The sequence below is a fragment of the Micromonospora sp. NPDC049081 genome (assembly GCF_040648835.1).
GTDB classification, from domain to species: domain Bacteria; phylum Actinomycetota; class Actinomycetes; order Mycobacteriales; family Micromonosporaceae; genus Micromonospora; species Micromonospora antibiotica.
The window spans coordinates 92348-117975 of the sequence record NZ_JBEZEK010000010.1 but is presented as its reverse complement, the minus strand read 5'-3'; the positions used below and the strand labels follow the sequence as shown (position 1 = coordinate 117975).

Annotated in this window: 24 protein-coding genes and 1 pseudogene; 10 read left to right on the top strand and 15 right to left on the bottom strand. The window is 73.6% G+C overall.

What is annotated here, in order from left to right:
• Positions 1-7: 7 nt before the first annotated feature.
• Both AB0B63_RS16950 and AB0B63_RS16945 read left to right on the top strand, forming a co-directional pair.
• Positions 8-1015 (top strand): LacI family DNA-binding transcriptional regulator, encoded by a 1008-nt coding sequence (locus AB0B63_RS16950; RefSeq protein ID WP_208567900.1) that lies wholly within the window; start codon positions 8-10, stop codon positions 1013-1015.
• 460 nt (positions 1016-1475) lie between these two features.
• A complete protein-coding gene (locus AB0B63_RS16945) occupies positions 1476-2489 on the top strand; it encodes a GNAT family N-acetyltransferase (RefSeq protein ID WP_357019388.1) in 1014 nt (337 codons plus the stop codon).
• A gap of 36 nt (positions 2490-2525) precedes the next feature.
• On the opposite strand, the gene AB0B63_RS16940 is transcribed toward AB0B63_RS16945, so the two are convergent.
• Positions 2526-3344 (bottom strand): EI24 domain-containing protein, encoded by an 819-nt coding sequence (locus AB0B63_RS16940; protein WP_357019385.1) that lies wholly within the window; start codon positions 3342-3344, stop codon positions 2526-2528.
• 84 nt (positions 3345-3428) lie between these two features.
• Here AB0B63_RS16940 and AB0B63_RS16935 point away from each other — a divergent pair, with 84 nt between their 5' ends.
• Positions 3429-4421, top strand: coding sequence for a YafY family protein (locus AB0B63_RS16935; protein ID WP_357019382.1), 993 nt, complete (start codon positions 3429-3431; stop codon positions 4419-4421).
• A gap of 22 nt (positions 4422-4443) precedes the next feature.
• Here the strand turns inward: AB0B63_RS16935 and AB0B63_RS16930 are convergent, their stop codons facing one another.
• On the bottom strand, positions 4444-5361 hold the full coding sequence (locus AB0B63_RS16930) for an SDR family oxidoreductase (RefSeq protein WP_208567896.1): 918 nt from the start codon (positions 5359-5361) through the stop codon (positions 4444-4446).
• A gap of 76 nt (positions 5362-5437) precedes the next feature.
• Here AB0B63_RS16930 and AB0B63_RS16925 point away from each other — a divergent pair, with 76 nt between their 5' ends.
• Positions 5438-6115: a nucleotidyltransferase domain-containing protein gene (locus tag AB0B63_RS16925; protein ID WP_357019378.1), complete on the top strand. Its 678-nt coding sequence runs from the start codon at positions 5438-5440 to the stop codon at positions 6113-6115.
• A gap of 48 nt (positions 6116-6163) precedes the next feature.
• Here AB0B63_RS16925 and AB0B63_RS16920 read toward each other — a convergent pair whose 3' ends face one another.
• The 5 genes and pseudogenes from AB0B63_RS16920 to AB0B63_RS16900 form a co-directional block, all read right to left on the bottom strand.
• Positions 6164-6721: a nuclear transport factor 2 family protein gene (locus AB0B63_RS16920; RefSeq protein ID WP_357019375.1), complete on the bottom strand. Its 558-nt coding sequence runs from the start codon at positions 6719-6721 to the stop codon at positions 6164-6166.
• Between the two features lie 327 nt (positions 6722-7048).
• Entirely contained in the window at positions 7049-7936 is an 888-nt protein-coding gene (locus AB0B63_RS16915) for an alpha/beta hydrolase (protein WP_219464891.1), read from the bottom strand.
• A complete protein-coding gene (locus AB0B63_RS16910; RefSeq protein ID WP_091242743.1) occupies positions 7933-8247 on the bottom strand; it encodes a DUF2516 family protein in 315 nt (104 codons plus the stop codon). Before AB0B63_RS16910 ends, AB0B63_RS16915 begins: the two co-directional genes overlap by 4 nt.
• Before the next feature lie 70 nt (positions 8248-8317).
• Complete coding sequence (locus tag AB0B63_RS16905) at positions 8318-9088, bottom strand: hypothetical protein (protein ID WP_357019370.1); 771 nt, start codon at positions 9086-9088, stop codon at positions 8318-8320.
• Between the two features lie 467 nt (positions 9089-9555).
• Positions 9556-9915: pseudogene (locus AB0B63_RS16900) on the bottom strand (helix-turn-helix transcriptional regulator); the annotation flags it as partial.
• A gap of 117 nt (positions 9916-10032) precedes the next feature.
• Here AB0B63_RS16900 and AB0B63_RS16895 point away from each other — a divergent pair.
• Positions 10033-10833 (top strand): alpha/beta hydrolase, encoded by an 801-nt coding sequence (locus AB0B63_RS16895; RefSeq protein ID WP_357019367.1) that lies wholly within the window; start codon positions 10033-10035, stop codon positions 10831-10833.
• 63 nt (positions 10834-10896) lie between these two features.
• Here AB0B63_RS16895 and AB0B63_RS16890 read toward each other — a convergent pair whose 3' ends face one another.
• The 4 genes from AB0B63_RS16890 to AB0B63_RS16875 form a co-directional block, all read right to left on the bottom strand.
• On the bottom strand, positions 10897-11856 hold the full coding sequence (locus AB0B63_RS16890; protein ID WP_357019364.1) for an asparaginase: 960 nt from the start codon (positions 11854-11856) through the stop codon (positions 10897-10899).
• A gap of 181 nt (positions 11857-12037) precedes the next feature.
• Positions 12038-12865 carry a 3-keto-5-aminohexanoate cleavage protein gene (locus AB0B63_RS16885; protein WP_208567889.1) on the bottom strand — a complete coding sequence of 276 codons (828 nt, stop codon included), beginning with the start codon at positions 12863-12865 and terminating at the stop codon, positions 12038-12040.
• Between the two features lie 237 nt (positions 12866-13102).
• Positions 13103-14215 carry a folate-binding protein gene (locus tag AB0B63_RS16880; protein WP_357019361.1) on the bottom strand — a complete coding sequence of 371 codons (1113 nt, stop codon included), beginning with the start codon at positions 14213-14215 and terminating at the stop codon, positions 13103-13105.
• On the bottom strand, positions 14212-14616 hold the full coding sequence (locus tag AB0B63_RS16875; RefSeq protein WP_208567940.1) for a Fur family transcriptional regulator: 405 nt from the start codon (positions 14614-14616) through the stop codon (positions 14212-14214). The genes AB0B63_RS16880 and AB0B63_RS16875 overlap by 4 nt, the downstream gene beginning before the upstream one ends.
• A 139-nt stretch (positions 14617-14755) precedes the next feature.
• On the opposite strand from AB0B63_RS16875, the gene AB0B63_RS16870 reads away from it, so the two are divergent.
• Positions 14756-15598: an aminotransferase class IV gene (locus AB0B63_RS16870; protein WP_357019357.1), complete on the top strand. Its 843-nt coding sequence runs from the start codon at positions 14756-14758 to the stop codon at positions 15596-15598.
• Between the two features lie 70 nt (positions 15599-15668).
• Here AB0B63_RS16870 and AB0B63_RS16865 read toward each other — a convergent pair whose 3' ends face one another.
• Positions 15669-16259, bottom strand: a complete 591-nt coding sequence (locus AB0B63_RS16865; protein WP_357019354.1) for an FABP family protein — start codon at positions 16257-16259, stop codon at positions 15669-15671.
• Positions 16253-16357, bottom strand: coding sequence for a small membrane protein MtfM (gene mtfM / locus AB0B63_RS16860; RefSeq protein ID WP_067315095.1), 105 nt, complete (start codon positions 16355-16357; stop codon positions 16253-16255). The genes AB0B63_RS16865 and mtfM overlap by 7 nt, the downstream gene beginning before the upstream one ends.
• 12 nt (positions 16358-16369) lie before the next feature.
• On the opposite strand from mtfM, the gene AB0B63_RS16855 reads away from it, so the two are divergent.
• From AB0B63_RS16855 to AB0B63_RS16845, 3 genes are all read left to right on the top strand, one after another.
• Complete coding sequence (locus tag AB0B63_RS16855) at positions 16370-16744, top strand: DsrE family protein (protein WP_357019350.1); 375 nt, start codon at positions 16370-16372, stop codon at positions 16742-16744.
• A gap of 175 nt (positions 16745-16919) precedes the next feature.
• Positions 16920-17297, top strand: a complete 378-nt coding sequence (locus AB0B63_RS16850; protein ID WP_219464904.1) for an SCP2 sterol-binding domain-containing protein — start codon at positions 16920-16922, stop codon at positions 17295-17297.
• Positions 17297-19351 (top strand): amylo-alpha-1,6-glucosidase, encoded by a 2055-nt coding sequence (locus AB0B63_RS16845; RefSeq protein WP_208567883.1) that lies wholly within the window; start codon positions 17297-17299, stop codon positions 19349-19351. Before AB0B63_RS16850 ends, AB0B63_RS16845 begins: the two co-directional genes overlap by 1 nt.
• A 142-nt stretch (positions 19352-19493) precedes the next feature.
• On the opposite strand, the gene AB0B63_RS16840 is transcribed toward AB0B63_RS16845, so the two are convergent.
• Both AB0B63_RS16840 and AB0B63_RS16835 read right to left on the bottom strand, forming a co-directional pair.
• Complete coding sequence (locus AB0B63_RS16840; protein WP_208567939.1) at positions 19494-20270, bottom strand: hypothetical protein; 777 nt, start codon at positions 20268-20270, stop codon at positions 19494-19496.
• A gap of 75 nt (positions 20271-20345) precedes the next feature.
• Entirely contained in the window at positions 20346-20846 is a 501-nt protein-coding gene (locus tag AB0B63_RS16835; protein ID WP_357019346.1) for a response regulator transcription factor, read from the bottom strand.
• 304 nt (positions 20847-21150) lie between these two features.
• On the opposite strand from AB0B63_RS16835, the gene AB0B63_RS16830 reads away from it, so the two are divergent.
• Positions 21151-25533 (top strand): S8 family serine peptidase, encoded by a 4383-nt coding sequence (locus AB0B63_RS16830; RefSeq protein WP_357019343.1) that lies wholly within the window; start codon positions 21151-21153, stop codon positions 25531-25533.
• Positions 25534-25628 lie beyond the last annotated feature (95 nt).

The following is a 25628-nucleotide window of genomic DNA, read 5'->3' as shown; positions in this document are numbered from 1 at the left end:
AACGGGTATGACGGCGGCACAGCGCCCCACTCTGGAGGAGGTCGCCCGGCAGGCCGGCGTGTCCCGGGCGACGGTGTCCCGGGTGGTGAACGGCTCCACCACGGTCGCCGAGCCGATCCAGGAGGCGGTCCGTCGGGCGGTGGCCGAGCTGGGGTACGTGCCGAACCTGGCCGCCCGCAGCCTGGTCACCCAGCGGACCGACTCGGTCGCCCTGGTGCTGCCGGAGGCGGCCACCCGGGTCTTCTCCGACGACCAGGTCTTCCCCGGGCTCATCCGGGGTGCGGCCCAGGAGTTGGAGGCCGCCGACAAGCAGTTGGTGCTGATGCTGGCCGGCTCGCCCGCCGGGCACGACCGGGTCACCCGGTACACCACTGGCCGGCACGTCGACGGGGTGCTGTTCGCCTCGCTGCACGGGGAGGACCCGCTGCCCGGCCGACTCGCCCGGCTGGGGATACCGGTGGTGTGCAGCGGCCGGCCGCTGGACGCCGCCGACGTGCCGTACATCGACGTGGACCACATCGGGGGGGTCGCCAGGGCGACCCGCTACCTGATCGACAACGGTCGCCGCCGGATCGCCACCATCGCGGGCCCGCAGGACATGGTCGCCGGCATCGAACGGCTCGCCGGCTACCGGGACACCGTCGTCGCCGCCGGCCTGCCCCAGATGATCGAGTACGGCGACTTCACCCGCGAGTCGGGGACCATCGCGATGCGTCGGCTGCTCGCCGCGTACCCCGATCTGGATGCGGTCTTCGCCGCCTCTGACCTGATGGCGCACGCCGCCCTGCGGGCGTTGCACGAGGCGGGCCGGCGGGTACCGGAGGACGTCGCGGTGATCGGTTTCGACGACATCGAGACGGCCGCCTACACCGAGCCGCCGCTGACCACCGTGCGGCAGCCGATCGTCGAGTTGGGCCGGAAGATGACCCGGCTGCTGCTGGCCCTCGCCGACGGTGCGGAGGTGGAGCGGGCGGTGGTGTTGCCGACGGAGCTGGTGATCCGGCAGTCCGCCTGACCCCTGCACCGGCCTGCCCCGCCCGGTTTCCGGCCTGCGCCGCCCGGTTTCCGGCCTGGGCCGCACGCCCCGGCCACGTGAGCCGGGCCGCCCCTGCCCACCGGGCACCCACACGCGACGGCTGAACGTCGACCGCAACCATCACCCTCAGCAACATTTCGTCGACCCCACCCCACCCAGGTTCACCCACTTTGCTCTGCTGCCATCCACGCGACAGGCACCGAGGGTGACCGACTTGACGTACATGCGCCCGAGCAATAAATGCTAAGCAGCAGCTCAAACGCCTGTCGCCTCCGTGGCAGCAGAGCAAAGGGGGCGAGGGCGACAGGGCAGGGGTCGACTGGGGATTACGGAGAGTAGGAAAGTCGCAGCCAGAGAAAGGTGTTACCCAGAGTCATCGGGACGACCGGTGGGGAAAAGGTGTGGCTGTGGACTCCGGCCGGTACCTACGCTCGCGGGCATGCCTGACGCCGTTGCACCGCAGCCCGTGCCGACCAGCACCGAGCGGGAGCGCCGGCCCCAGTTGCCGCCCGCCCGCGACCACGCCACACGGTCCACCGGCCAACCGGGGGTGGGGTGGCACCTCCGCACCGCCCGGCCCGACGACGCGCCCGGGGTGGTGGCGCTGCGGTCCCTGGTCCATCCGTACCTGGTGCGGGGCGTCGTGTCGACCCGGCAGATGATCGCCCAGCCACCACCCGAGGAGAGCTGGACGGCCTGGGTGGTCGAGGCGGACGATCAGCTCGTCGGCTGGGCCTCGGCGTACCGGAACGCGCACACCTCCGTGCCGGACTTCGGGGACATCTCCACCCTGCACGTGCATCCGGAGTACCGGGGCCGGGGTGCCGGCACCGCACTGCTCACCGCCGCGCTGGCCCACCTGGCATCCCTGCGGGTCCGCCGGGTGCGGACCTGGGTGCAGACCGACTCGCTGTCGTACGCCCGCCGGCACGGGTTCACCCCCAGCCGGGAGCTGCGCTACTCGGCGCTCGACCTGCATCCGGCCCCACCGATGCCCGAGCCGCCCGCCGGGGTACGGCTGCTCCCGCTCACCGGTCGCGACCCGTACCAGATCTACCTCCTCGATGCCGCCGCCGCGACGGGCGAGCCGGGTGACGTGCCGGTGGACGCGACCAGCTACTCGCTGTGGCGGTCGGAGTGCTGGGACAACCCGGGGCTGGACCGGGACGCCGGCACGGTCGCCGAGGTCGACGGCACGCTGGTCGCGCTCAGCCTGGTCAAGCGGGACGGCGACCGGATGTGGTCCGACTTCACCGCGACCCGGCCGGAGTACCGGGGGCGGGGGCTGGCCCGACTGACCAAGCAGGCCGCGCTGCACCGGGCCGCCGGCAACGGAGTGCGTACCGCCTACACCTCCAACGACGAGGCCAACGCGCCGATGCTGGCGGTCAACACCCGCCTCGGCTACCGGCCGGTGGCCTCCGCCTGGTCCTGCCTGCGCGACCTGCGCTGAGAGGCCCGACCACGACCGGCGGGCCGCTCACCACGGTCACGCCGTCGGCCGGCCGCCGGCTCGACTCTCCTCGATGTGCTGGCCCAGCGAGCGGCGGGCGAGCAGCGCGGCCCCGGCGACGGCGGCCGGCATCACCAGCACCGCACCCAGCGGGATCAGGAAGCACAGGAAGACCGCCACACCGAAACCGAGCGAGGTGGCCCGGTCCGCCTTCAGCCGGGCCCGCCGGTCCGGCAGCCGCAGCCCGCGCCGGGAGAACGGCGCACCGACCAGCTCCACGGCGAGCAGCCAGCCGCCCACCGCCGCGCCGACCACCGGCACCACGGTCTGCCCGACCACCGGGATGAAACCGGCCGCGAAGAGCGGAATGCCGAACAGCACCGAGAGCCCGACCAGCCGCAGCGAGTCGACGATGCTGCGCCGCAACGACGCCCCGAACGGCACCTCCACCGCGCCCGGGGTGCCGCCGAGGCGGTCCTCCACCCGCTCGGAGATCTTCTCGTAGAACGGGTCCCCGATGACCAGGGTGACCGCGGTGAAGCCGACCACGGTGAGCAGCCCACCCAACCCGAGGAAGGCCAACCCGGCGATCACCCGGACCAGGCTGCGCGGGGTGTCCGACCAGTCGTCGGCGAACGGGGTCACCCACGCCGCCAACTCGTCCACGAAGTAGACCAGGGTGGCGAACGCGGTGACGAAGAGCGCGGCGGACAACAACGCCGGCACCACGCCGAGCAACATCAGCCCCGGGCTGCGGACATACAGGCCGAGGCCACGCACGAGCAGGCCCACGCCGCCGAAGAAGCTGCGGGTGGCACCGGTGACCGGCGCGGCGAGGGTACGGGGTCCGTTCACGACCGCAGAGCCTACTGGCCGGGGGCCACCGCCACCGGGCACCCGACGGCACCGCCCGACGGGTCGGGCCGGCAGGATACGGGGGTGCGCGCCGCCCGGTTGATCTCCCTGGTGCTGCTGTTGCAGTCCCGCGAGACGATGACCGCCGCCGAACTCGCCCGTGAGCTGGAGGTTTCCGAGCGGACCGTCTACCGGGACGTGGTGGCGCTCTCCGCCGCCGGGGTGCCGGTCTATGCCGACCGGGGGCGGGCCGGGGGTTACCGGCTGCTCGGCGGCTACCGGACCCGGCTGACCGGGTTGACCCGGGACGAGGCGGAGGCGCTCTTCCTCACCGGGCTGCCCGGCCCCGCCGGTGACCTGGGATTGGCCGACGCGGTGGCGTCCGCCGAGCTGAAGATGCTCGCCGCTTTGCCACCGGGCCTGCGTGACGCCCCGGCCCGTACCGGCCAGCGGTTCCACCTGGACGTCCCGGGCTGGTTCCACGAGTCCACCCCGCCCCGCTGGCTGACCGAGCTCGCCCGGGCGGTGTGGCGGGACGGGGTGGTCGCCCTGCGGTACCGGCGCGGCGACCGGGAGGTGACCCGCCGGGTCGAGGCGTACGGGCTGGTGCTCAAGAGCGGCACCTGGTATCTCGTGGGCCGGGTCGACGACACGATGCGCACCTACCGGGTGGACCGGGTGCTCGACGTCGTCGCCGACCCGGCGACCTTCACCCGGGACGACGGCTTCGACCTGGGCGGCTACTGGCGGGAGCAGGCCGAGGCGTTCCTGCGGGACATGCTCGCCGCCCGGGTCACCGTGCGGCTCAGCCCCGCCGGTCTGCGCCAGCTCCGCTTCCTCGCCGACACCCCCTTCGCGTACGACGAGGCGGTGGCCGCCGCCGGCACACCCGACAGGCAGGGTTGGGTGGTGACCGAGCTGCCCGTCGAGTCCGTCGAGGTGGCGTACCCGCAACTGCTCGGCCTCGGCCCCGAGGTGGAGGTGCTCGACCCACCGCAGCTGCGTGCCCTGCTCGCCGACGCGGCGGCCCGCTCAGCCGCCCGCTACGGCGTCGGCCCGGACCACCCGACCCGCTGACGGCGACCGGGCCGACGAGCCGTCAGCGGTAGCCGGTGACGTCGGCGGGCCGGTCCGTCTCGACCACCTCGGTGAGGTAGCGGAAGGCGTCCGGCCGGCTGCCGTCGAGGTCGGTGAAGCCGTACACCCGGGCCAGTTCGCCGGCCGAGACGGACGCCTGGTTCCAGCGGGCCCGGTCCTCGTCGGCGGCCAGTGCGGCGACCGCCCGCCCGACGAAGGCCGGGGTTTCCGAGATGAGGAAGTGCGGGTCCGTCGCCGCGCCGTCGCGCCAGGTCTGCTCGGTCACCCCGAAGTGCTCCAGCATCGCCTCGGAGCGGATCCAGCCGGGGGTGAGCGCCACGGCGGTGCACCCGTGCGGCGCCAGCTCGTGCCCCCAGCTGTACGCGAGCCGGGTCACCGACACCTTCGCCAGGTCATAGAAGACGGACAGCCGGTAGTGCGTGTCGTTGTACGCCCGGGTGCCGTCGCCGATCTCGACGACCAGCCCGCCGGGGCGGCGGATCAGCAGCGGCAGCGCGAAGTGGCTGGTGACGATGTGGGTGTCCACCGCCAGCCGCAGGGTGCGGAACCCGGCGTCCAGCGGCTGCTCCCAGACCGGCTTCTCCCAGGTGATCAGCGGGTCGGCCCCCCACACGTCGTTGACCAGCACGTCGAGCCGGCCCTGTTCGGTGTCGATCCGGGCCACCAGGTCGCGTACCTGCTCGGGCACCAGGTGGTCGACCCGGACCGCGATGCCGGTGCCTCCGGCGGCGGTGACCAGCTCGGCGGTCTCCTCGATGGTCTCGGCGCGGTCCAGCTCGGAGCGGCCGGCCCGGCTGCTACGGCCGGTGGCGTAGACCGTCGCCCCGGCCGCGCCGAGCTGGACCGCGATCTGCCGGCCCGCGCCCCGGGTCGCGCCGGCCACCAGCGCGACCTTTCCTTCCAACGGTGTCGTCGTCATACCGTCGAGGGTGGCAGTGATACCTGACAACCGAAGTCCGGTTTCGCGGAGCAGTTCGGTCCGGCATGCTCCCGGCATGCACCTGTTGCTCTCCGGGATCGTCGGTTCGGTCGCCTACGGGCTGGCCGGCCCCGGCTCCGACGTGGACCGGATCGGTGTCTTCGCCGCCCCGACGGTGGACTTCCACGGGCTGCGGCCACCCCGGGAGTCGGTGGTCACCACCGACCCGGACGTCACCCTGCACGAGGCCGGCAAGTACGCCCGGCTGGCGCTGAGCGGCAATCCGACGGCCACCGAGCTGATCTGGCTGCCCGACGACTGTTACGAGACCCGCACGGAGCTCGGTGACCGCCTGATCGCCATCCGGTCGGCGTTCCTCAGCGCACCGCGTGTCCGCGACGCCTACCTCGGGTACGCGAGCCAGCAGTTCCGCAAGCTGACCACCCGAGACTCGACGGTGGGCGGCCGGCGGCGCTCGGCCAAGCACGCCCGGCACCTGGCCCGGCTGCTGCACCAGGGGCGGACCCTCTACGCCACCGGCGTGCTGGAGATCCGGCTGGCCGACCCGGCGTGGTTCCGGGCGTTCGGTGAGCGGGTCGCGGGCGGCGCGCTCCCCGAGGCGGAAGCGCTGGTCGCCGAGGCGGAACGGGACTTTGACCGGCTCCGCACCCCGCTGCCCGACCGGCCCGACGAGGCGACGGTGGAACGCTGGCTGCGTGCCGTCCGCGCCGCCCACCTGCCGCCGCCGGACTGACCCACGGCAGCCGTTGCCGGGGTCCGTGCCGGGCCCGCGACGAGGCGATCAGACTGCTTCCACCCCGAGCTGGGTGGTGAGCAGCAGGGTGTCGGCGTTGAGCCAGTAGTCGGTGATCAGGCCGTGCCTCGTCCGCAGCGTGTCGGTGCCGGTGAAGCGGACCGTGGTGCCGGGCGCGGCTGTCGCCCCGGGGAATCCTCCGCCGTACGTGCCGTCGGCGACCCACCGCACGACCACGTGGCTGCCGTCGATGATCGGGCCGACCTCGACGGTGAAGCGCAGGTCGGGGAAGGCTCCCCGGATCTGGCCGATCAGGTCGACCATGCCGGCCGGGCCGTGCACGGCACTGCCGTCGCCGCCGTCGAGCAGCGCGGCCCGGACCCGGACGTCCGGCGCGATGAGGTGCTCGGCCAGCGCGTAGTCGCCGTTCCAGAGCTGGACCCAGTCGCGGGTCACCTGCTGCTGCGTCCGGCGGGTGTCGTCGGGCCTGTCGGGCCGCGGGTGGGTGGTGGCGGTGCCGCCGGCCAGCGCGGGAACGCTGCTGCCGGTCAGCACGCCACCGGCGATCAGGAGCGCGGTGAGGGTGACGGTGGACCTGCGGTTCATGATGACTCCTCCATCAATGAGATCGGCTCGCTTTAGTTATAGCCTATAACTACAGTGATTTGACGTCAACACGAGCGGAGTAGCGGAGTGGTGGCGGGGCGATCGCGGGCCTGCCGGTCCGGGCACACGGGCGGCAACGGCGGCAGGCGGGGCCGCACAGGCGGCCGGGCGGGCCGGAGGCGGGCGAACGCCTGGAACGAGCTTGCCGGGGCCGGCACCGGGGACATCCGTCCACACCGGACTGTTAGCTCGGACCCGGGGGACCGCCGGATCCCGACCGGGCGGAGGCCACGGGCGGAGAGGACTCGTCCCGGGCCCGGCCCGGGGCTAGTCGTTGAGGAAGGTGGAGATCCGGTCCCGCAGGTCGGCGCGGTCGGTCCAGGCGAACCCGGGGCGGTCGTAGACGTGCAGTGTCGCCTGCGGCAACGCGTCGGCCAGCTCGGCGGCGATGTGGGTCGGGTGCAGGTCGTCGCCGACGCAGCCGATCACCAGGGCCGGTGCGGTCACCCCGGCCAGGGCGGCGAGGTCGGCCAGCGGAGACTGCTCCGGCAGGTCGGACAGACCGGCGGCGAGCCCGTCCCGCAGCAGCTGGTCGAGTCGCTGACGCAGGTAGGCCCAACCGGCCGGGGTGTTGCGGACCGACGGCGGTAGTTCCAGGGCGACCACGTCCGCCACGGCCGAGGCGTCGCCCCCGGCGACCGCGTCGAGCAGGTCGGCCAGTCGTTGCCGGGCGACCGGGCCACGCGGCCGGTCGAGGACGGCGGGCAGCAGGAAGACCAGTTTCTCGAACCGGTCCGGGCTCTCGACGAGCAGCCGGCAGAGCGCGCCCGCGCCGAGGCTGGCGCCGAACGCCCGGGTGGCGCCGCTGAGGTCCGCCACCGCCCGCAGGTCGCGGGCCAGGTCGAGGTAGCTCCACGGGCCGGGCGGGGCGTCGGAGCGGCCGTGCCCCCGGAACTGGAAGAAGACCCGTCGGCCGGTGACGGCGCTGCCGAACGGGCGGGTGGTGGCGATGCCGTTGCCGAATCCGTGGGCGAACACGGTGACCGGGTCACCGACGCCGGTGACCAGCCGTTCCAGCTGCACGTCGTGCGGGGTGGCGACCAGCTCGGTCTCCGGTTCCGGCAGGGCGGGTCGCCCGGTACGCGGTGCGCCGGGCCCGGGTCCCCAGGTGCGGGGTCCGCCGTCCGGCGGTGGCGGCCAGCGGAAACCCCTCACCAGAACCCTTTGCCGTCGTGCAGGTCACGCAGCCCGACCCGGACGTCCAGCAGGTAGATCAGGCCGGCGGCGATGCCGATCAGCCCGAAGATGCTCAGCGCGCCGAAACCGAGCAGGGTGAGCAGCATGCAGACGGCCAGGATGGCGATCCAGCCGCCCTTGGGGAGGGTGCCGATGGCCGGGAAGGCGTCCGAGCGCTGGGTGAACGCGTGCACCAGCGAGATGCCCTGCACAGCCAGGGCGAACACGAGCAGGATCAGATCGATCACGTAGACGAGGTGGAACACGAAGATCGGCGCGGCGATGGCCATGCCGGCCAGCATATGCCGACGGCCCCGGAAACGTCCGTCAGGACGCCCCCGGGGCCGGTGTCGGCGACGGTCACTCGGCGGCCGGGCGGGTCCGCTTCGTGGTCTTCGGCTGCTTCGCCGTCGGGTCGGTGGCGGCGGCCTTGGTCGCGGCCGGCTTGGTCGCGGCCTTGGTGGCCCGGGGCCGGGTGACCTTGGCTGCGGCCGGCTTGGCCTCGACGACCTGCGCCACGTCCGCCGGGGTCGGCGGGTGGTCCGTGTCGGCCTGCGCCACGGCGGCCGGGGTCGGGGTGCGGTCCTGGTCGGTTCCGGCCTGCGCCGCGGCCGGGACGGTGGCGTCGGTCGCCTCGATGTCGGCGTTGACGGTCTCGGCGGCCTCCAGCACCCCGGCACCGACCACCCGCTCACCCCGGGCGATCAACGCGCCGTACGCGGCCAGTGCCCGTTCCTGGGCCGCCTGCGCCCCGGCGAGCACCACGGCGGCGTTGCGGGTGGCGGCACCGCGCAGCTTGTCGAGGTCCAGCTCGGCGCGGAGTTTGTCCAGGTCCAGCTCGGCGCGGAGCTTGTCCAGGTTCAGCTCGGTGGGCGTGGCCTTCTCGCGCAGGCCGGTGGCGGTCAGGTTGGCGGTACGGAGGGTCTCGGTGGCCTTCTGGCGCAGCTCGAACCCGGTCACGACGGCCTTGCCGCCCCACTCGGCGGCGACCTTGGTGCCGTCGGCGACGACCCGGTTGCCCAGCTCGCTCACCACGGTCGGCAGCTTGCGCAGCTGCTGGATGGCCAGTTCCCCGGCACCGGCGGCGGCGTAGACGGGGGCCGGAATGCGGTTGGTCTTCGGCTGGGTCATGACAACTCCTCCTCGGCCGCTCCGGCGGCCTTGTCGTTGCTGGTCGTGGGCGCGGCATCCGCCGTGCCGTCATGGGTGCCGGCGGTGGGCGCGGTGCGCGTCCCGCTGGCGGTGGGCGCGGTACGCGTCCCACCGGTCGCGGGGGCGGGGGCGGTGCCCGCCTCGGTGACGGCGACCGATTCGAGGACGGCCTCGGTCGGGGTGCCCTCCGGGGTGACCGGTCCGGTGGCGGCCGGGGTCACCGTGGCCGCCGCCTCCGTCGGCCCGGTCGGCGTCGGTACGGCGTACGCCGAGGTCGGGGCGGCCGGTCCGGGGCCGGCGTCCGGTCGGTCCACCGCGGCGGCGGTCCGATCGGTGACGACCGGTTGATCCGTGCCGGCGGCCCCGTCGGTGACCGTCTGGTCGGTGCCGGGGCGGTTCGTGCCGGCCGGCTCGTCCGTGCCGGGTTCCGCCGGGGCGGGCTGGTCGGCGGTGGCCTCGGACAGCCGGGTGTTCTCCCGCCGGAAGGTCTCGTATATCTGGCTGAGCGACTGTTTCTGCGCCATGGTCAGGTCGGGGTCGACCGCGATGGCGGCGAGCACTCCCTGACCCTCCTTGTCGTCGAGCAGCCCGGCCCGCAGGTACATCGCCGGGGTGGAGACCCGCAGCGCGCTGGCGAGCTGCTGGAGCACCTCGGCGCTGGGCTTGCGCAGGCCCCGCTCGATCTGACTGAGGTAGGGGTTGCTCACGCCGGCCTGCTCGGCGAGCTGGCGGAGCGAGATCTTGGCGTTCCGCCGCAGGTCACGGATGAATCCGCCGACGTCGGGTAGATCCTTGGGTGCGGCCATACCCCAACGGTAGTCCGCGCTGCTAGCTCCAGCAAGCAAAACGCTAGCCAGAGTTAGCAAGGTAACAGGAGGCAAAGTACGTTGCGGCCCGGGATGTCCGGTCGTAACTTGCACGGCGTGACCCAACAGATCGCTGTCAACGGCACCACCCTCGGCTACGACGAGGTCGGCACCGGCACGCCGGTGCTCCTGCTGCACGCGGGCATCGCCGATCGGCGGATGTGGCGCGAGGTGTGCGCCGCCCTCGCCGACCGGCACCGGACGATCGCGCTGGACCTGCGCGGCTACGGGGACTCGGCGCTGCCGCCGGAGTCCTTCGCCCACCGCGACGACGTGGTGGCCGTGCTGGACGCGCTCGGCATCGACCGGGCCGCCCTGGTCGGCTGCTCCTTCGGCGGGGCGGTGGCGATCGACACCGCGCTGGCGTACCCGCAGCGGGTGTCGGCCCTGGCGCTGTTCGGCACCGCCGTCTCCGGGCACGAGTGGTCGCCGGACACCGAGGAGTTGTGGGACCGGCTGGTCGGTGAGGTCGACGAGGAGGACCTGGCGGCCAGCGCGGCCGGCGAGGTCCGGTTCTGGGTGGTCGGCCCGCACCGCCGTCCGGAGGATCTCGACCCGGCGCTCATCGCCTTCGCCGAGGAGTCGGACCGACGGGCCCTCGCCGCCGAGCAGGCGTTGAGCGCGGTCGACGTCGTCGACCTCGACCCGCCCGCCATCGGCCGCCTCGACGAGTTGGACCTGCCGGTCCTCGTCACCGCCGGTGCCGTCGACATCCCGGACATCATCCGGCTGGCCGACCGGATCGCCGCCGAGGCTCCCCGGGCCGTCCGCCTGCCCGACATCCCCGAGGCCGCACACCTGGTCCCGGTGGAACGCCCCACCGAGGTGGCCGAGGCCCTCCGCGCCTTCCTGCCCTGACCGGCCCCGCACCCCGGGCCCGTCCCACATCCCGGTGCGGCCCGGCCACGGATCGCCCGCAGCTCACCAGACGGGACGCACTCCACCGACCGGAAGGGCACCGCCGAGCAGGGGAACCTCGGCGTACTCGGTGAGGACGGGGGCCCGCACACCGAGCCGGCGCAGCGCGGAGACCAGCACCGGCATCCGGGCGCGGGTGGCACCGTCGTCGATCTTGAGGGTGACCGCGCCGACGCCGGGCAGCGCGGCCGCGATCACCCCCTCCGCGCCGATCTTGGCCAGCATTCCGGGTACGCCACGCATCAGCCGGGTGTCGTCCGCCACGGTGCCGCCGACCACCTCCGGGTACGCCCGCATCGCGTCCGCCACCGTGCGCTCCGGGGAGCCGGGCTCGGCGGCCACCAGCCGCAGGTAGGCCCGGGCCAGCCCGGTCAGCGAGACCGCCAGCACGGGCGCACCACAACCGTCCACGCCGACCGCCGCCGCCGGCTCGCCGGTGAACTCCTCGATCGTGGCGGTCAGCCGCTGCTGCAACGGGTGCTCCGGCCGCCAGTACCCGTCCACCGGCCAGCCGGCCGCCAGGCAGGTCAGCAGCATCCCGGCGTGTTTACCGGAGCAGTTCATCGCCAACCGGCTCGGGCCACCACCGGCCCGCAGCACGGCCTCCCGGGCCGCCTCGCCGAACGGCAGGTCGGGCGGGCAGTGCAGGGCCCCCGGGTCCAGGCCCGCGGAGCCCAGCAGCGCCGCCACCCGGGCCAGGTGGAACTCCTCACCGGCGTGGCTGGCCGAGACCACCGCGACGTCGGCGGGGTCGGTCACCGCGAGCCCGGCCCGGAGCATCCCGAGCGCCTGCAACGGCTTGCTGGCCGACCGGGGAAAGATCGGCGAGACGCCGTCCCCGGCACCGGCCACCGTCGCTTGGGCGGCGTCGAGCACCACCACCGAGCCCCGGTGCACACCCTCCACGAACCCGGACCGGACCACCTCGGCGAGCGGCTCGCCACCCTCGTACGTCTTGGACACCTGGCGAAGGTACCGACGGGGTCCGGCACCCCCGACACCCGGGTGACCTGCGACGTCGACCACCGGCGTACAGGAGTGCCGGGGCAGGCGCGGCTTACCGGGCGGACCTGCCCCGGCCGGGCCCCCGGCGGCCCCGACCCGGAACCGCAGCACCGGCCGGACCGGTCCGCCGGGCGGGCGGCTAGCGGAACAGCAGCTGACGGGCTTCGGTGGTGGTCAGCGGGGGGCGCTGGGCGAGCTGCGCGAACCCGACCGCGCGCGCCACCAGCTGCATGTTGGACTCCACCGGGCGACCCTTGGCGTACGTCACGGTGTCCTCCATGCCGACCCGCAGGTGACCGCCGGTGGAGAGCGAAGCCAGCAGCACCGCGATGGTGCTGCGACCGACGCCGGTGGCCGAGAAGGTGGTGCCCGCCGGCAGGTCACGCAGCATCTGCTGGGCGGCGACCAGGGTGGCGGTGGTGCCCGGCATCCCGCCCGGCACCCCCATCACGAAGTCGACGTGCACGTGCCCGCCGTGCGGCAGGCCGTGCCGGTCCAACAGGCGTTGCAGGGCGGTGAGGTGACCGAGGTCGAAGATCTCGTACTCGGGGAGGATGCCGCGCTCCTGCATCCGGGTGTGCAGGTCGACGATGAACTCCCACCGGTTGAGGAAGACGTCGTCGCCGAAGTTGACCGTGCCCATGGTGCAGGAGGCCATGTCCGGCGCGGCGTCCAGCACGGCCAGCCGGTCGGCCTCCGGATCGGTCACCGCCCCACCGGAGGAGAGCTGCACGATCAGGTCGGTGCTCTCCCGCAGCGCCGCCACGGTCTCCCGCAGCCGCCCCTGGTCGAGGGTGGGCCGGGCCTGGTCGTCGCGGATGTGGACGTGGATCACGGAAGCGCCGAGCGCCTCGCACTCCTTGGCGGTGAGCAGCAACTCGTCGAGGGTCACCGGCAGCGCCGGCACCTGCTCCTTGGCCGACTCCGCGCCCGTCGGGGCAACCGTGATCAACGTCCCTGTCGTCATGCCGGCGATGGTAGCCGCCCCGGCCGCCCCCGGTCGACGCCGCAGGCCGACCCGACAGGAAGAACCGCACATCAGGAGAGAAGGACGCGAAGAAATTCCCGCCGAACCGGCTGGCGGTAGGCATCCTTACTTCACCGACGAGCACGACCGGAGGCGGACCCCGGCCGGGCGATGTCGGAAAGCACGGACCCACCGGCCGGACCACGCCGGGAAGCACGGACCACCGGCCGCGACGGGCTACTCCGGGTCGATGGCTGCGGCGGTGTCGCCCACCGACAGCCGGGCGTCGTCGGCGAGGTTGCGTTTGACCACGGCGAGCGCGACCTGACCCAGCTCGTAGTGGTGCACGGCGGTGCCGACGAAGCCGACCGTCCGGCCGTCCAGGGTGACCGGGGTGCCGGACGCCGGCAGCTGATCGGTGGTCACCCCGTCCAGGTGCAGCAGGACGAGCCGACGCGGCGGCCTGCCCAGGTTGTGCACCCGGGCCACGGTCTCCTGCCCCCGGTAGCAGCCCTTGTCCAGGTGCACCGCCGGGGCGATCAGGCCCGCCTCGGCGGGGATCGTCCGGTGGTCGGTGTCCACCCCGACCCGGGCCCGTCGGGCGGCCACCCGCACCGCCTCGTACGCCCACAGACCGGCCGGGGGGACACCGTGCTCGCGCAGCGCGGCGACGACCTCGTCCAGGGCGGGCCGGGGCACCAGCAGGTCCACCCCCAGCGGGACCCGACGGGCCCAGCCACCACCGGTCAGCGGCTGGACGTCGTACGAGACGGTGGGGCGGGGGGGCAGCTCGCCGGAGCGGAACTTCGGACCCGGCACCGCGAGCACCTCGGGGGCGGTCAGGCCGGTGACGCCCAGCGTGGCGACGGCGTCGGTGGCCTGCGGCCCGACCAGCGACAGCAGCGCGTGGCCGGCGGTGGCGTCGCGCGGCTCGACCTGGCTGAAGAACCGCATCTTCTCCAGGTACGTCAGCAGGTCGGCGGTCATCCCCGGCTCGGTGTCCAGCCAGGTGGTCGTGCCGTCCTCGGCGACTATGGCGTGCTGCTCGACGTGCCCGTGCGGGCTGAGCACCAGCAGTTCGGTGCCCTGGCCGGGGCCGAGCGCGGCGAGGTGCTGGCTGGTCAGGGTGTGCAGCCAACCGATCCGCTCCGGGCCGGTGACGGCGATGACACCCCGGTGCGAGCGGTCCACCAGACCGACCCCGGTGGCCAGGGTGCGCTGCTCGCGCATCGGGTCGCCGTAGTGCGCGGCGACGCCCCGCACCCCGGCCGCCCGGTGGCCGGCGTCCGGCTGGTCCCGGCTGGCCTCGTCGATCGCCTCGACGGCCACCGCTCCCGCGATGTCGATCATGTTGGTTCCCCGTCCTCACAGTTGCCGCAGACGCCGAAGAGCGCCACGTGCCCGATGTCCACCTGGAAGTTCCGGTCGGCGGCGAGCCGGTCGGCCAGCGGGCGCATCAGCTCCGGGTCGATCTCGTCGACCGCGCCGCACTCCCGGCAGACCAGGTGGATGTGCTGGTGCTCACCCGCCGCGTGATAGGTCGGCGAGCCGTGCGACAGGTGGGTGTGGGTCACCAGGCCGAGCCGTTCCAGCAGCTCCAACGTCCGGTAGATGGTGGTGATGTTGACCCCGGCGGCGACCTCCCGGACCGCCGTGTGCACCTGCTCGGGTGTGGCGTGCCCCAGGTCGAGCACGGCCTGCAGGACCAGTTGCCGCTGCGCCGTCAGTCGCAGCCCACGCGAGCGGAGCATTTCCGCCAGGGAGGATTCGGACACCGTCCGATCATAGTTCGGCCCGCGCCGGTCACCGCCCGCCCGCCACCGGGCCGCCGGGCGGGTCACGTCACCGGGTTCGGGGGTGCGACGGGTCACGCCGTTAGGCTCGGCGGTCATGGTGGCATCGAGGGTCGCCGTGCTCGGTCGGGGCGTCGTCCCCGCGACAGAGCCGGTGCTACGCGGGAACGACCTGGGTGTGCTGCGCGGGGACGGGCTGTTCGAGACGATGCACCTGCGCGGCGGAAACCCCTGGTTGCGTACCGCCCATCTGGCCCGGCTGCGGGCCGGGGCCGCCGCCCTGGAACTCCCGCTGCCCCCGGACGGGGCGCTCGTGGAACTGCTGGACGGCATCGCCACCGGCTGGCCCACCGAGGTCGAGGGCGCATTGCGCCTGGTCTGCACGCGGGGGCCGGAGGGGGGCGGGCTGCCCACCGTGTACGCCACCCTGACCGAGGTGCCGGCCGCCACGAAACGGCTCCGCGACGTCGGGGTCACCGTCGCCACCCTGCCCCTCGGGGTGCCGGCGACCGCCCGCCCCGAACTGTCCTGGCTCCCGGCGGGCATCAAGTCGATCTCGTACGCGACCAACAGCGCCGCCCGCCGCTGGGCCGCCCGCAGCGGGGTGGACGACGTGCTCTGGGTCTCCACCGACGGCTACGTGCTGGAGGGGCCCAGCGCGAACGTCGTCTGGCTGGACGGCGACACGCTCTGCACCGTCCCGGCCGCGCGTACCGGCATCCTGCCCGGCACCACCTGCGGCTGGCTGCTCGACCACGCCGCCGGGCTGGGCCTGGGGCGGGCCGAACGGATGGTCACCCCGACCGGGCTGCACGCCGCCGCCGGGATCTGGCTGACCTCGTCGGTACGCGGTCTGGTCGAGGTCAGGTCCCTCGACGGCACCGGCCGCCCACCCGCCCCGCACACCCCCCACCTCCAGGAACTGCTGGGCTTCGCCTGACCGGCCCGACCTGGGGTTGGCGGAGGTCAACCGCCGGGCGGCTGAGTCCGGTTGGCGGGGTGGCGGAGGGTCAGCCGGCGACCCGGACCAGGCGGGCCGACAGGTGCGGGGAGAGGCTGTGACCCACACCCGCCATCTCCTGGGCGTAGAGCAGCGCCCCCTCCACGATGCCGAAGAGCCGGGCGCCCGCCGTCACCTCCTTGGCCGTGGCGGTACGCACCACCGCGTCGGTGGCGAACTCGATCTGGGTGCCCGTGCGCTTGCCGATGTGCAGCTCCATGATCCCCGTCGGGGTGGTCATCAGCGCTTCCAACTCGTCGGTGACCCGCTCACCGTCCAGCACCGGACGCCACCAGCCCACCTCACGCCCGGCCGGACGGATCGGCCGGCTCTCCTCGTCGAGCAGCCACGCCCGCGACTCGTAGAACAGGAACGGCCGGCCGTCGTGGCTGATCCGGATCTCCTGGGCGTAGTCGAAGTCCTCGATGGTGGGGAACCCGCCCCGACCCCGACCCCGCCACACCCCGACGTACGGCAGCAGGCCGTCCAGCGCCGGGTGCAGCTTCGGACCGACCCGCAGGTCGTGGCTCTCCTGGTAGGGGTACTCCTCGACCGGCGGCGCGTTCAACCACGGCGGCTGAAGGGGATTCTCGCTCACCATTTACCTCTCGACAGGCGTACGGCCAGGTAGACCAGGCCACCGGCGAGCGCGCCGAGGCCGGCGACCAGCAGGCTGACGAACCCGATCTCGGTAACCATCATGGTCATCCTATGCTGGGTCCCATGGGCCGCACTCTCGTCGTCAAGGCCACCGCCGGAGCGGACGCCCCGGAGCGGTGCGCGCAGGCGTTCACGGTGGCCGCCACGGCCGCCGCCGCCGGGGTGCCGGTGTCGCTCTGGCTGACCGGTGAGTCCGCCTGGTTCGCCGTGCCCGGCCGGGCCGAGCAGTTCACCCTGCCGCACTCCGCGCCGCTGGCCGACCTGCTGGGCGTCATCCTCGCCACCGGGCAGGTCACCGCCTGCACGCAGTGCGTCGCCCGCCGGGACATCGGCCCAAACGACGTGCTGCCCGGCGTCCGGATCGCCGGGGCGGCCGTCTTCGTCGAGGAGGCGATGGCCGAGGGCGCGCAGGCGCTGGTCTACTGACCAGCCCACCCGCCGGCCTCACCGACCCGCTGGCCCGCCGCGCCCTGACCGGCGCCGCGAGCCCACCGGTCCGCCGACCGCGCCGACGTCCACCGTTCGGCCGACACCGTTCGCCTGTTATGCACGCACTGCCGATACTGAGCCCAATTGTCGTTTTGCTGCCTACCATTCGGGGGTGAGCCAGGCGACGGAGGAGTTCTTCGCATCGTTGCCGGCGCGCGCCCCGGCGATCCTGCGCGCCCCGGTCACCGGCACCCTCCAGATCGATCTCACCACCGACAACCGCACCGACCACTGGCTGGTACGGCTCAGCCCCGGCAGGGCCGTGGTGGACCGGGCCCGGGGCCCGGCGGACGCGGTGTGGAGCAGCAGCGCCGACCTCTTCGAACGGCTGGCCACCGGCACCGCCCAGAGCATCTCGGCGGTGCTGCGCAACGAGTCCACGTTCAGCGGGAACGTGATGCTGTTCCTGGTCTTCCGGCAGTTCTTCCCCACCCCGCCCGGCGTCCGCGACCCCCGGGAGACCGCCCGCGAGCAGACCGGGCGGGCCTGATGCAGCAGCGGGTGAGCATCCTCGACGGCAACACCTTCCTGGTCTGCGACAGCAGCGGGGACGTCGAGCCGTCGTTCGACTTTCCCACCGGGATGTTCTCCTTCGACACCCGGTTCCTCTCCACCTGGCTGCTCACCCTCGACGGGGAGCGCCTGCACGCCCTCTCGGTCGACGACGCGCACTCCTACCAGACCCGGTTCTTCCTCGTCCCCGGCGAGCCGACGCACTACCTCGACGCCAAGGTGTCGATCATCCGCAGCCGGTCGATCGGCGGCGTCTTCACCGAGGAACTCTCCGTGCTCAACCACTCCGGCCGGGAGGCGCGGTTCCAGTTGCGGCTGGAGATGGGCTCGGACTTCGCCGACCTGTTCGAGATCAAGCACCAGCGGCCGAAGAAGGGTCGGACCAGCGCGGAGGCCGGTGAGAACAAGCTGCGGCTGACCTACCGCCGCGAAGCCTTCCACCGGGAGGCGCTGATCGTCAGCAGCACCGACGCCCACGTCGACGAACGCGGGATGACCTGGTCGATCACCGTCGAGCCGCACTCCGGGTGGAGCACCTGCGTGACCGTGACGCCGATCATCCACGGGGCCCGGGGCGAGGACGTCCGGGCGATCACCGCGCTGGGCGCCGCGCGCGGCCCGGCCGTCATCCGTGACGAGCAGGAGGCGCTGGTCGGTCGGGCCCCGCAACTCGGCTGCGACTGCGAACCGCTCGCCGGGGCGTACCGGCAGAGTCTGCACGACCTGGCGGCGCTGCGGTACGAGTCGATCACGTTGGGCGTCCGGCTGCTCGCCGCCGGTCTGCCCTGGTTCATGACCCTGTTCGGGCGGGACAGCATGCTCACCTCGTTGCAGGTGCTGCCGTTCCTGCCGGAGCTGGTCCCGCCGACGATCCTGATGCTGGCCGGGCTCCAGGGTTACCGGCTCGACGACTTCCGCGACGAGGAACCCGGCAAGATCCTGCACGAGCTGCGGTACGGCGAGACCGCCGGCTTCGAGGAGCAGCCGCACTCCCCCTACTACGGTGCGGCCGACTCGACCCCGCTGTTCGTCATCCTGCTCGACGAGTACGAGCGCTGGACCGGGGACGCCACGCTGGTCAAGCAACTGGAAACCCCGGTCCGGGCCGCGCTGCACTGGATCGACACCTACGGCGACCTGCTCGGCACCGGTTACGTCTGGTACCGCAGCCGCAACCCGGAGACCGGCCTGGAGAACCAGTGCTGGAAGGACTCCTGGGATGCCATCTCCTACGCCGACGGCCGGCTGCCCGGCTTCCCCCGCGCCACCTGCGAGATCCAGGGGTACGCCTACGACGCCAAGCGGCGCGGGGCGCGGATGGCCCGGCTGTTCTGGAACGACCCGGAGTACGCCGACCGGCTGGAACGGGAGGCGAAGGCGCTCAAGGAACGCTTCAACCGGGACTTCTGGATTCCCGAGAAGAACCACTACGCCCTCGCCCTGGACCCGGACGGCCGGCACGTCGACTCGCTCACCTCCAACATCGGTCACCTGCTGTGGAGCGGCATCGTCGACGAGCCCCGGGCCGCCATGGTCGCCGAGCACCTGCTCGGCCCGAGACTCTTCTCGGGTTGGGGGGTACGCACCCTGGCCACCGACGAGGGCCGCTACAACCCGATCGGCTACCACGTGGGCACGGTGTGGCCGTTCGACAACGCCTTCATCGCCTGGGGTCTGAGCCGGTACGGCTTCCGTGAGGAGGCCGGCCGGATCTGCGAGGCGATGATCAACGCTTCGCGGTACTTCGACGGGCGGTTGCCCGAGGCGTTCGCCGGTTTCGACCGCACCCTCACCGACTATCCGGTGCAGTACCCGACGGCGTGCAGTCCGCAGGCGTGGTCGGCCGGCACCCCGCTGCTGCTGTTGCGGGTGATCCTCGGCCTCGAACCGCAGGGCGAGCATCTGATCATCGATCCGTTGGTGCCGGAGGGGATGGGCCGGGTCGAGCTGCTGGACATCCCGGGCCGGTGGGGTCGGGTCGACGCCCTGGGCCGCAGCCGCACCCCGCACGACCACGACCACCGCGACTGACCCGGCAACGGACGGACCGGCGGGCCGGGCGGGCCACGGCCCGATCAGGTGGGGCGGGCGTCGGCCCGATCAGGTGGGGCAGCCGGGCAGGCGTCGACCGGACCAGGCGGGCAGCCGGGCGGCAGGCGGGGCAGCCGGGCGGTCAGGCCGGGCAGCCGGTGGAGGCGGAGAGCCGCAGCTGCGCGCCGGTGCCGTCGGCCAGCACGGTGGTCGGGCCGCTGCGGTAGGCGTACACCTCGGGGAGGTCGACCACCGGGGGGCCGGCGGCCAACGGGCGCAGGCCGGTCAGCGCGGCCGGTGCGGCCCCGGCCGTGACGGCGACGGTACGGGCGGTGCCGCCGCCCGGGCAGGGGGCGGTGACCGGTTGCGGGGCGGTCTGCGCCGCGCGGCCCAGGGCCGCCAGTGCGGCGTCCAGCGTCGGATCGGCCGACGCAGCCGGGGGTTGCGGATAGCCGGCGCCGACCGGGCGGCACCCGGTGTCGGCGGTCAACCGGACCCGGCCGCCGCTGGTGACCCGCCCCTGCACGGTGACGAACCCCCCCGCGTCGGCGCGCAGCCGGGGCCCCGCCGAACCGGCGCGCACCCCGGCCCGCCAGTCGGCCGGCAGCCGGTCGGCGACCCGGTCCAGCAACGCCCGCTCGCCACCCTCGGCGACCAGCACGTCCAGCCCCCGGCTCAGGGTCGCGCCGGCGGACATCGGGGTGATCCGGCAGCCCCGCTCGACCTGTGGCCCGGTCAGCGCCCAGGCCCCGTCGCCGACCGCCGCGACGAGTTGACCGAGGGCCCGGTCCACCACCGGGCCGGCTTCGGCGAGGGTGCGCTGCTCCCGCACGGTCGGCGCGTCGTTGCGCGCCGACCACCAGGTGAGCACGCCCAGCAGCACCGCCCAGGCCACGGTCACCGCCAGCAGCCAGCGCAACCGGCGGCGCGGCGCGGACGGGCCGGGCGGTGGGGCGTACCCCGGATGGACGGCACCACTCACCGGATCATCGTGTCACGGCCCCACCGCAGGCCGGCCGGGCGGTACGCCGAGCCGGTAGCCGACACCGCGCACGGTCTGCACCTGCGGGCAGCCCGGCACCGCGCGCAGCTTGCGGCGCAGCCGCTTGACCGCCGAGTGCAGGATCGCCGCGTCACCCAGCCAGGCACCGCCCCAGACCGAGCCGAAGATCCGTTCGTAGCTCCAGACCGCCCCCGGGTCACCGGCCAGCCGGGACAGCAGCTCCCGCTCCAACCGGGTCAGCGCCAACGGCTCCCCCCGCCAGGTGACCAGGTGACCGGCCGGGTCGACGACCAGGTCGCCGCAGCGCACCGGGGTCGGCCCGGTCGGTGGCGCGGCGAACGCCGACGGGGTCGGGAAGAGCATGGCGCGTAGTTCGGCCAGGTCGGCACAGATCACCACCGGGCCGAGGTCGTCGAGCCGGCGGACCACCCGCTCCCGGACCGAGACGTCGGCGCTCACACAGACCACGAACGGGATGTCGACACCGGTCACACGTCCTCCCCAGGAGCGCACCTGCCGCCCGCTGCCGACGGTCCCGTCCGCCCACGACAGGTGCCGACGCGGCTGGATTCAGCCTAACGGTCAGCGTGGCGCCTGGTTACTGACCAAATACTGACCGACCCGATCCATTGATCAGTATGGTTCTCCGGCTGAGCATGATGCACAGCGGCCGTGGGGGGCCGGCCCTCCAGCACCCACCACCGGCCGTCTCCCCCAGCCGCTCCGCGTGGCCACCACCACGGCACACGCGGCCGGGTCCGAACCGATCGGGCCCGACGACGTGGGGAGGAACAGCGTGCTCAGACGACCGACCGGACGACCGTCCCGGTGGCGATTGGTGGCCGCGCTCGCGGCCGGACTGTTGGGCCTCACCGCCCAGCCCGCACTACCCGCCGGTGCCGCACCGGCCACGCCCCGGGCCACCGTGGACCAGCAGGTCCTCGACGGACTCGCCGACGGCACCGAAACCTTCCTGGTCTACCTGCGCGAGCAGGCCCCGCTCGCCGACGCGGCCCGGCTGCGCAGCCCGGACGCCCGCGCCGGTGAGGTCCACCGACTGCTCACCACCACCGCCGAGCGGACCCAGCGCGACCTGCGCGCGGTGCTCGACGACCGCAAGGCCACCTACACCGCGTACTGGATCGCCAACGCGCTCCGGGTGACCGGCGACCGGGCGCTGCTGGACGTCGTCGCCGCCCGTCCCGAGGTCGCCCGGATCTCCCCGACCCGCAGCTACCCGCTGATCCGCCCGGTCCGCAGCACCGCCGCGCGGGCCGGCACCGACGCCGTCGAGTGGGGGTTGACCAACATCGGCGCGCCCCGGGTCTGGGACGAGTTCGGCGACCGGGGTGAGGGCCTGGTCGTCGCCAACATCGACAGCGGCGTCCAGTTCGACCACCCGGCGCTGGTCAACTCCTACCGGGGCAACCTCGGCGGCGGCACCTTCGACCACAACTACGACTGGTACGACCCGGCCGGCATCTGCCCGCAGGACGCCCCCTGCGACAACAACGACCACGGCACCCACACCATGGGCACGATGGTCGGCACCGACGGGTCCGCCAACCAGGTGGGGGTCGCCCCCGGCGCGAAGTGGATCGCCGCCAAGGGCTGCGAGTCCAACAACTGCTCGGACGCCTCACTGCTGGCCGCAGGCCAGTGGGTGCTCGCCCCGACCGACCTCAACGGCCAGAACCCCCGCCCCGACCTGCGCCCCGACATCGTCAACAACTCCTGGGGCGGCGACGGCGGCGACCTGTGGTACCAGCAGACCGTGGCCGCCTGGCGGGCCGCCGGGATGTTCCCGGTCTTCTCCGCCGGAAACGACGGCCCGGCCTGTGGCAGTGCCGGCTCCCCCGGTGACAACTCCAACGCGTACGCGGTCGGCTCGTACGACGTGAACAACAACATCTCCGGCTTCTCCGGCCGGGGCAACGCCACCGACCCGGCCGGGTTGAAGCCGAACATCGCCGCACCCGGCAGCAACGTGCGCTCCAGCGTCCCCGGCAACGGGTACGCGTCGTTCAACGGCACCTCGATGGCCGCCCCGCACGTGGCCGGCACGATCGCCCTGGTCTGGTCGGCCGCGCCCAGCCTGCGCGGTGACATCGGCGCCACGGAGGCACTGCTCGACCGCACCGCGACCGACGTCGACGCGACCACCTGCGGGGGCACCGCCGCCGACAACAACGTCTTCGGCGAGGGTCGGCTCAACGCGTACGAGGCGGTCCGGCAGGCCCCGCGCGGGCCGGTGGGCCGGATCAGCGGCACGGTCACCGACACCGCCGACGGTGACCCGGTCGCCGGTGCCACCGTCGCCGACGGCGACCGCAGCACCACCACCGGCACGGACGGCCGGTACACCCTGACCGTGCCGGCCGGCGAGACCACGCTGACCGTGTCCGCGTACGGCTTCCGCACCGCGACCGGCACCGTGACCGTCCCGGCGGACGGCACGGTCACCCGGGACTTCGCCCTGACGGCGACCCCGACGGTCACCGTCTCGGGTCGGGTCACCGACGGCTCCGGGCACGGCTGGCCGTTGTACGCCACGATCGAGGTCGCCGGCCGGCCCGGCGCACCGGTCTTCACCGACCCGGTGACCGGCCGGTACTCCTTCACCGTGGCCGGCAACTCCGACTACAAGCTCACCGTCACCGCGAAGTACCCGGGCTACCGGACGGTGACCAAGGACCTGACCGTCGGCGCGACGGCCACCACTGCGGACATCCCGGTCCCGGTCGAGGCGGCCTGTGTCGCCGCCGGTTACACCGGCAGCCTCAGCGCGCCGCTGCTGTCGCAGAGCTTCGACGGCACCACCGCACCGGAGGGCTGGTCGGTGCGCAACCGCACCGAGAAGGGCGGCTGGGTCTTCAACGACCCGGGTGCGCGGGGCAACCTGACCGGCGGCACCGGCGGGTTCGCGATCGTCGACAGCGACAAGCTCGGCACCGGCAACACCCAGGACACCGACCTGATCGCCCCGCCGGTCGACCTGTCCGCCTCGGCCGCTCCGCTGCTGCGGTTCCGCAGCGACTGGCGGGCGGTCGGGATCAGCGACACCGCCGACGTGGACGTCTCCACCGACGCCGGGGCGAGCTGGACGAACGTGTGGCACCAGACCGCCAGCCGGCGCGGCCCCCGGGTCGAGGAGGTGCCGCTGACCCCGGCGGCCGGCGCGACCGGGGCGCTGGTGCGCTTCCGGTTCAAGGGCACCTTCGCCTGGTGGTGGCAGGTGGACGACGTCCAGCTGGTCAACCGGGACTGCACCCCCGTGCAGGGTGGCCTGGTGGTCGGCAACACCACCGACCGCAACACCGGCGCGGCCGTCAACGGGGTGACGGTGACCAGCGTCGACCGGCCCACCGACACGGCCGTCTCGGCGGCCACCTCGGACGACCCGAACCTGCCGGACGGCTTCTACCACCTCTTCTCGGGGCTGACCGGCGCCCACCCGTTCACCGCGTCCCGGCCGCCGTACACCCCGGTCACCCAGCAGGTGACGGTGGTGGCCGACAGCACCCGCCGGGCCGACCTGGCCCTGGCCGCGGGGCGGCTCACCGTCAGCACCACCACGATCGAGGCCCACCAGCCGTACGGCAGCACCCGCAACGCCAAGGTGACGGTCCGCAACACGGGCTCCGCCCCGGCGACCGTGGAGCTGCTGGAACGCGGTGGCGGGTTCGAGGTGCTGTCCACCGGCGGCGCACCGCTGCGGGAGCAGGTGGTCAAGGGGATCAGCACCGGCCGTACCGGTGCCCGGTACGGCGGCGGGAACGCCGACGCCGCGCCGCAGGCCGACGACGCCTGGACGCGGATCACCAACCTGCCCGCCGCGATCTACGACAACGCGGCGGCCAACCTGGACGGCAAGGTCTACTCGGTCGGCGGCGGTGGTGACACCGGCAACGAGCGCAAGGCCTGGGTGTTCGAGCCGGCCACCGGCGTCTGGACGGCGCTGCCCGACCTGCCGCACGCCCGTTCCAAGCCGTCCGCCGTGGGCATCAGCGGCAAGCTGTACGTGCTCGGCGGCTGGGGCGACGGCACCGGTGCCGAGCCGACGGTGGACGTCTTCGACCCGGCCAGCGGTTCGTGGAGCACCCTGGCCGGGGCGGTCAATCCGGCCCCTGCCGCCGCAGCCGGCACCGCCGTGGCGGGTGGCAAGGTGTACCTGGTCGGTGGCTGCGTCGACACCACCTGCACGGAGAGCAACAAGCTGGTGGTGTTCGATCCGCGTACCGGGACGTTCCGGGCCGGCGCGGCCTACCCGCACCCGGTCTCCTGGCTGTCCTGCGGCGGGATCGGCGCCCAGGTGTACTGCGCCGGTGGCGTCGCCGACGACGAGTACACCGACGCCTGGCGGTACGAGCCGGCGTCGGACACCTGGAGCCCGCTGCCGAACCTCCCGGTCGACCTGTGGGGCTCCCAGTACGCGTCGGCCGGCGGCATGCTGGTGCTGGCCGGCGGGGTGACGGGCGGCTCGACGTCGGTCACCAACCGGACGGTCGGCTTCGACCCGGTCGCCGGGGCGTGGCGGAACCTGCCGAACGCCCAGTTCAACAGGTACCGGGGCGCTGCCGCCTGCGGGGCGTACAAGATCGGTGGTTCGCCCAGCTCGTTCGTCGGCTCGGCGGACAGCGAGCGGCTCGGTGGGCTGGAAGGCTGCGCCGACGCCAGTGACCTGCCGTGGCTGTCCACCGCACCGACCAGCTTCACGCTGGCCCCGGGGGCGTCCCAGACGGTCACCGTCACGCTGACCGCCACGGCGGCGGCCGGGGTGCTCCAGCCCGGGGCATACTCGGGTGAGCTGGGGATCACCTCGGACACGCCGTACCCGGTGTCGTCGGTCGGGGTCGAGATGAACGTCTCGCCGCCGAACAACTGGGGCAAGATCCAGGGCACGGTGACCGGGGTGACCTGCGGCGGCCAGACCGTCGGCGTCCCGGCGACGATCCGGCTGAACCTGGTCGGCTCGACCACCGGCACCACGCTCACCGCCGACGCCCAGGGCCGCTACGCCTGGTGGCTGCCCAAGGGCAGGTACGAGGTGATCGTGGCAAAGGACAGCTGGGTGCCCCAGGTCCAGCGGGCCGTCGTGGAAGCAGGCATCGTCGGCACGCTCGACTTCCGCCTGGCTCCGATGTCGACCTGTGCGGGAGCACGGGCGTCCGGCCTCTGACCGGACAGCCGCACTGACGGTGGCCGTCGACCCCTCCCGGGTCGGCGGCCACCGCCACGTCCACCGGCGACCGGGGCGCGAGGGGGTCCAGCGAC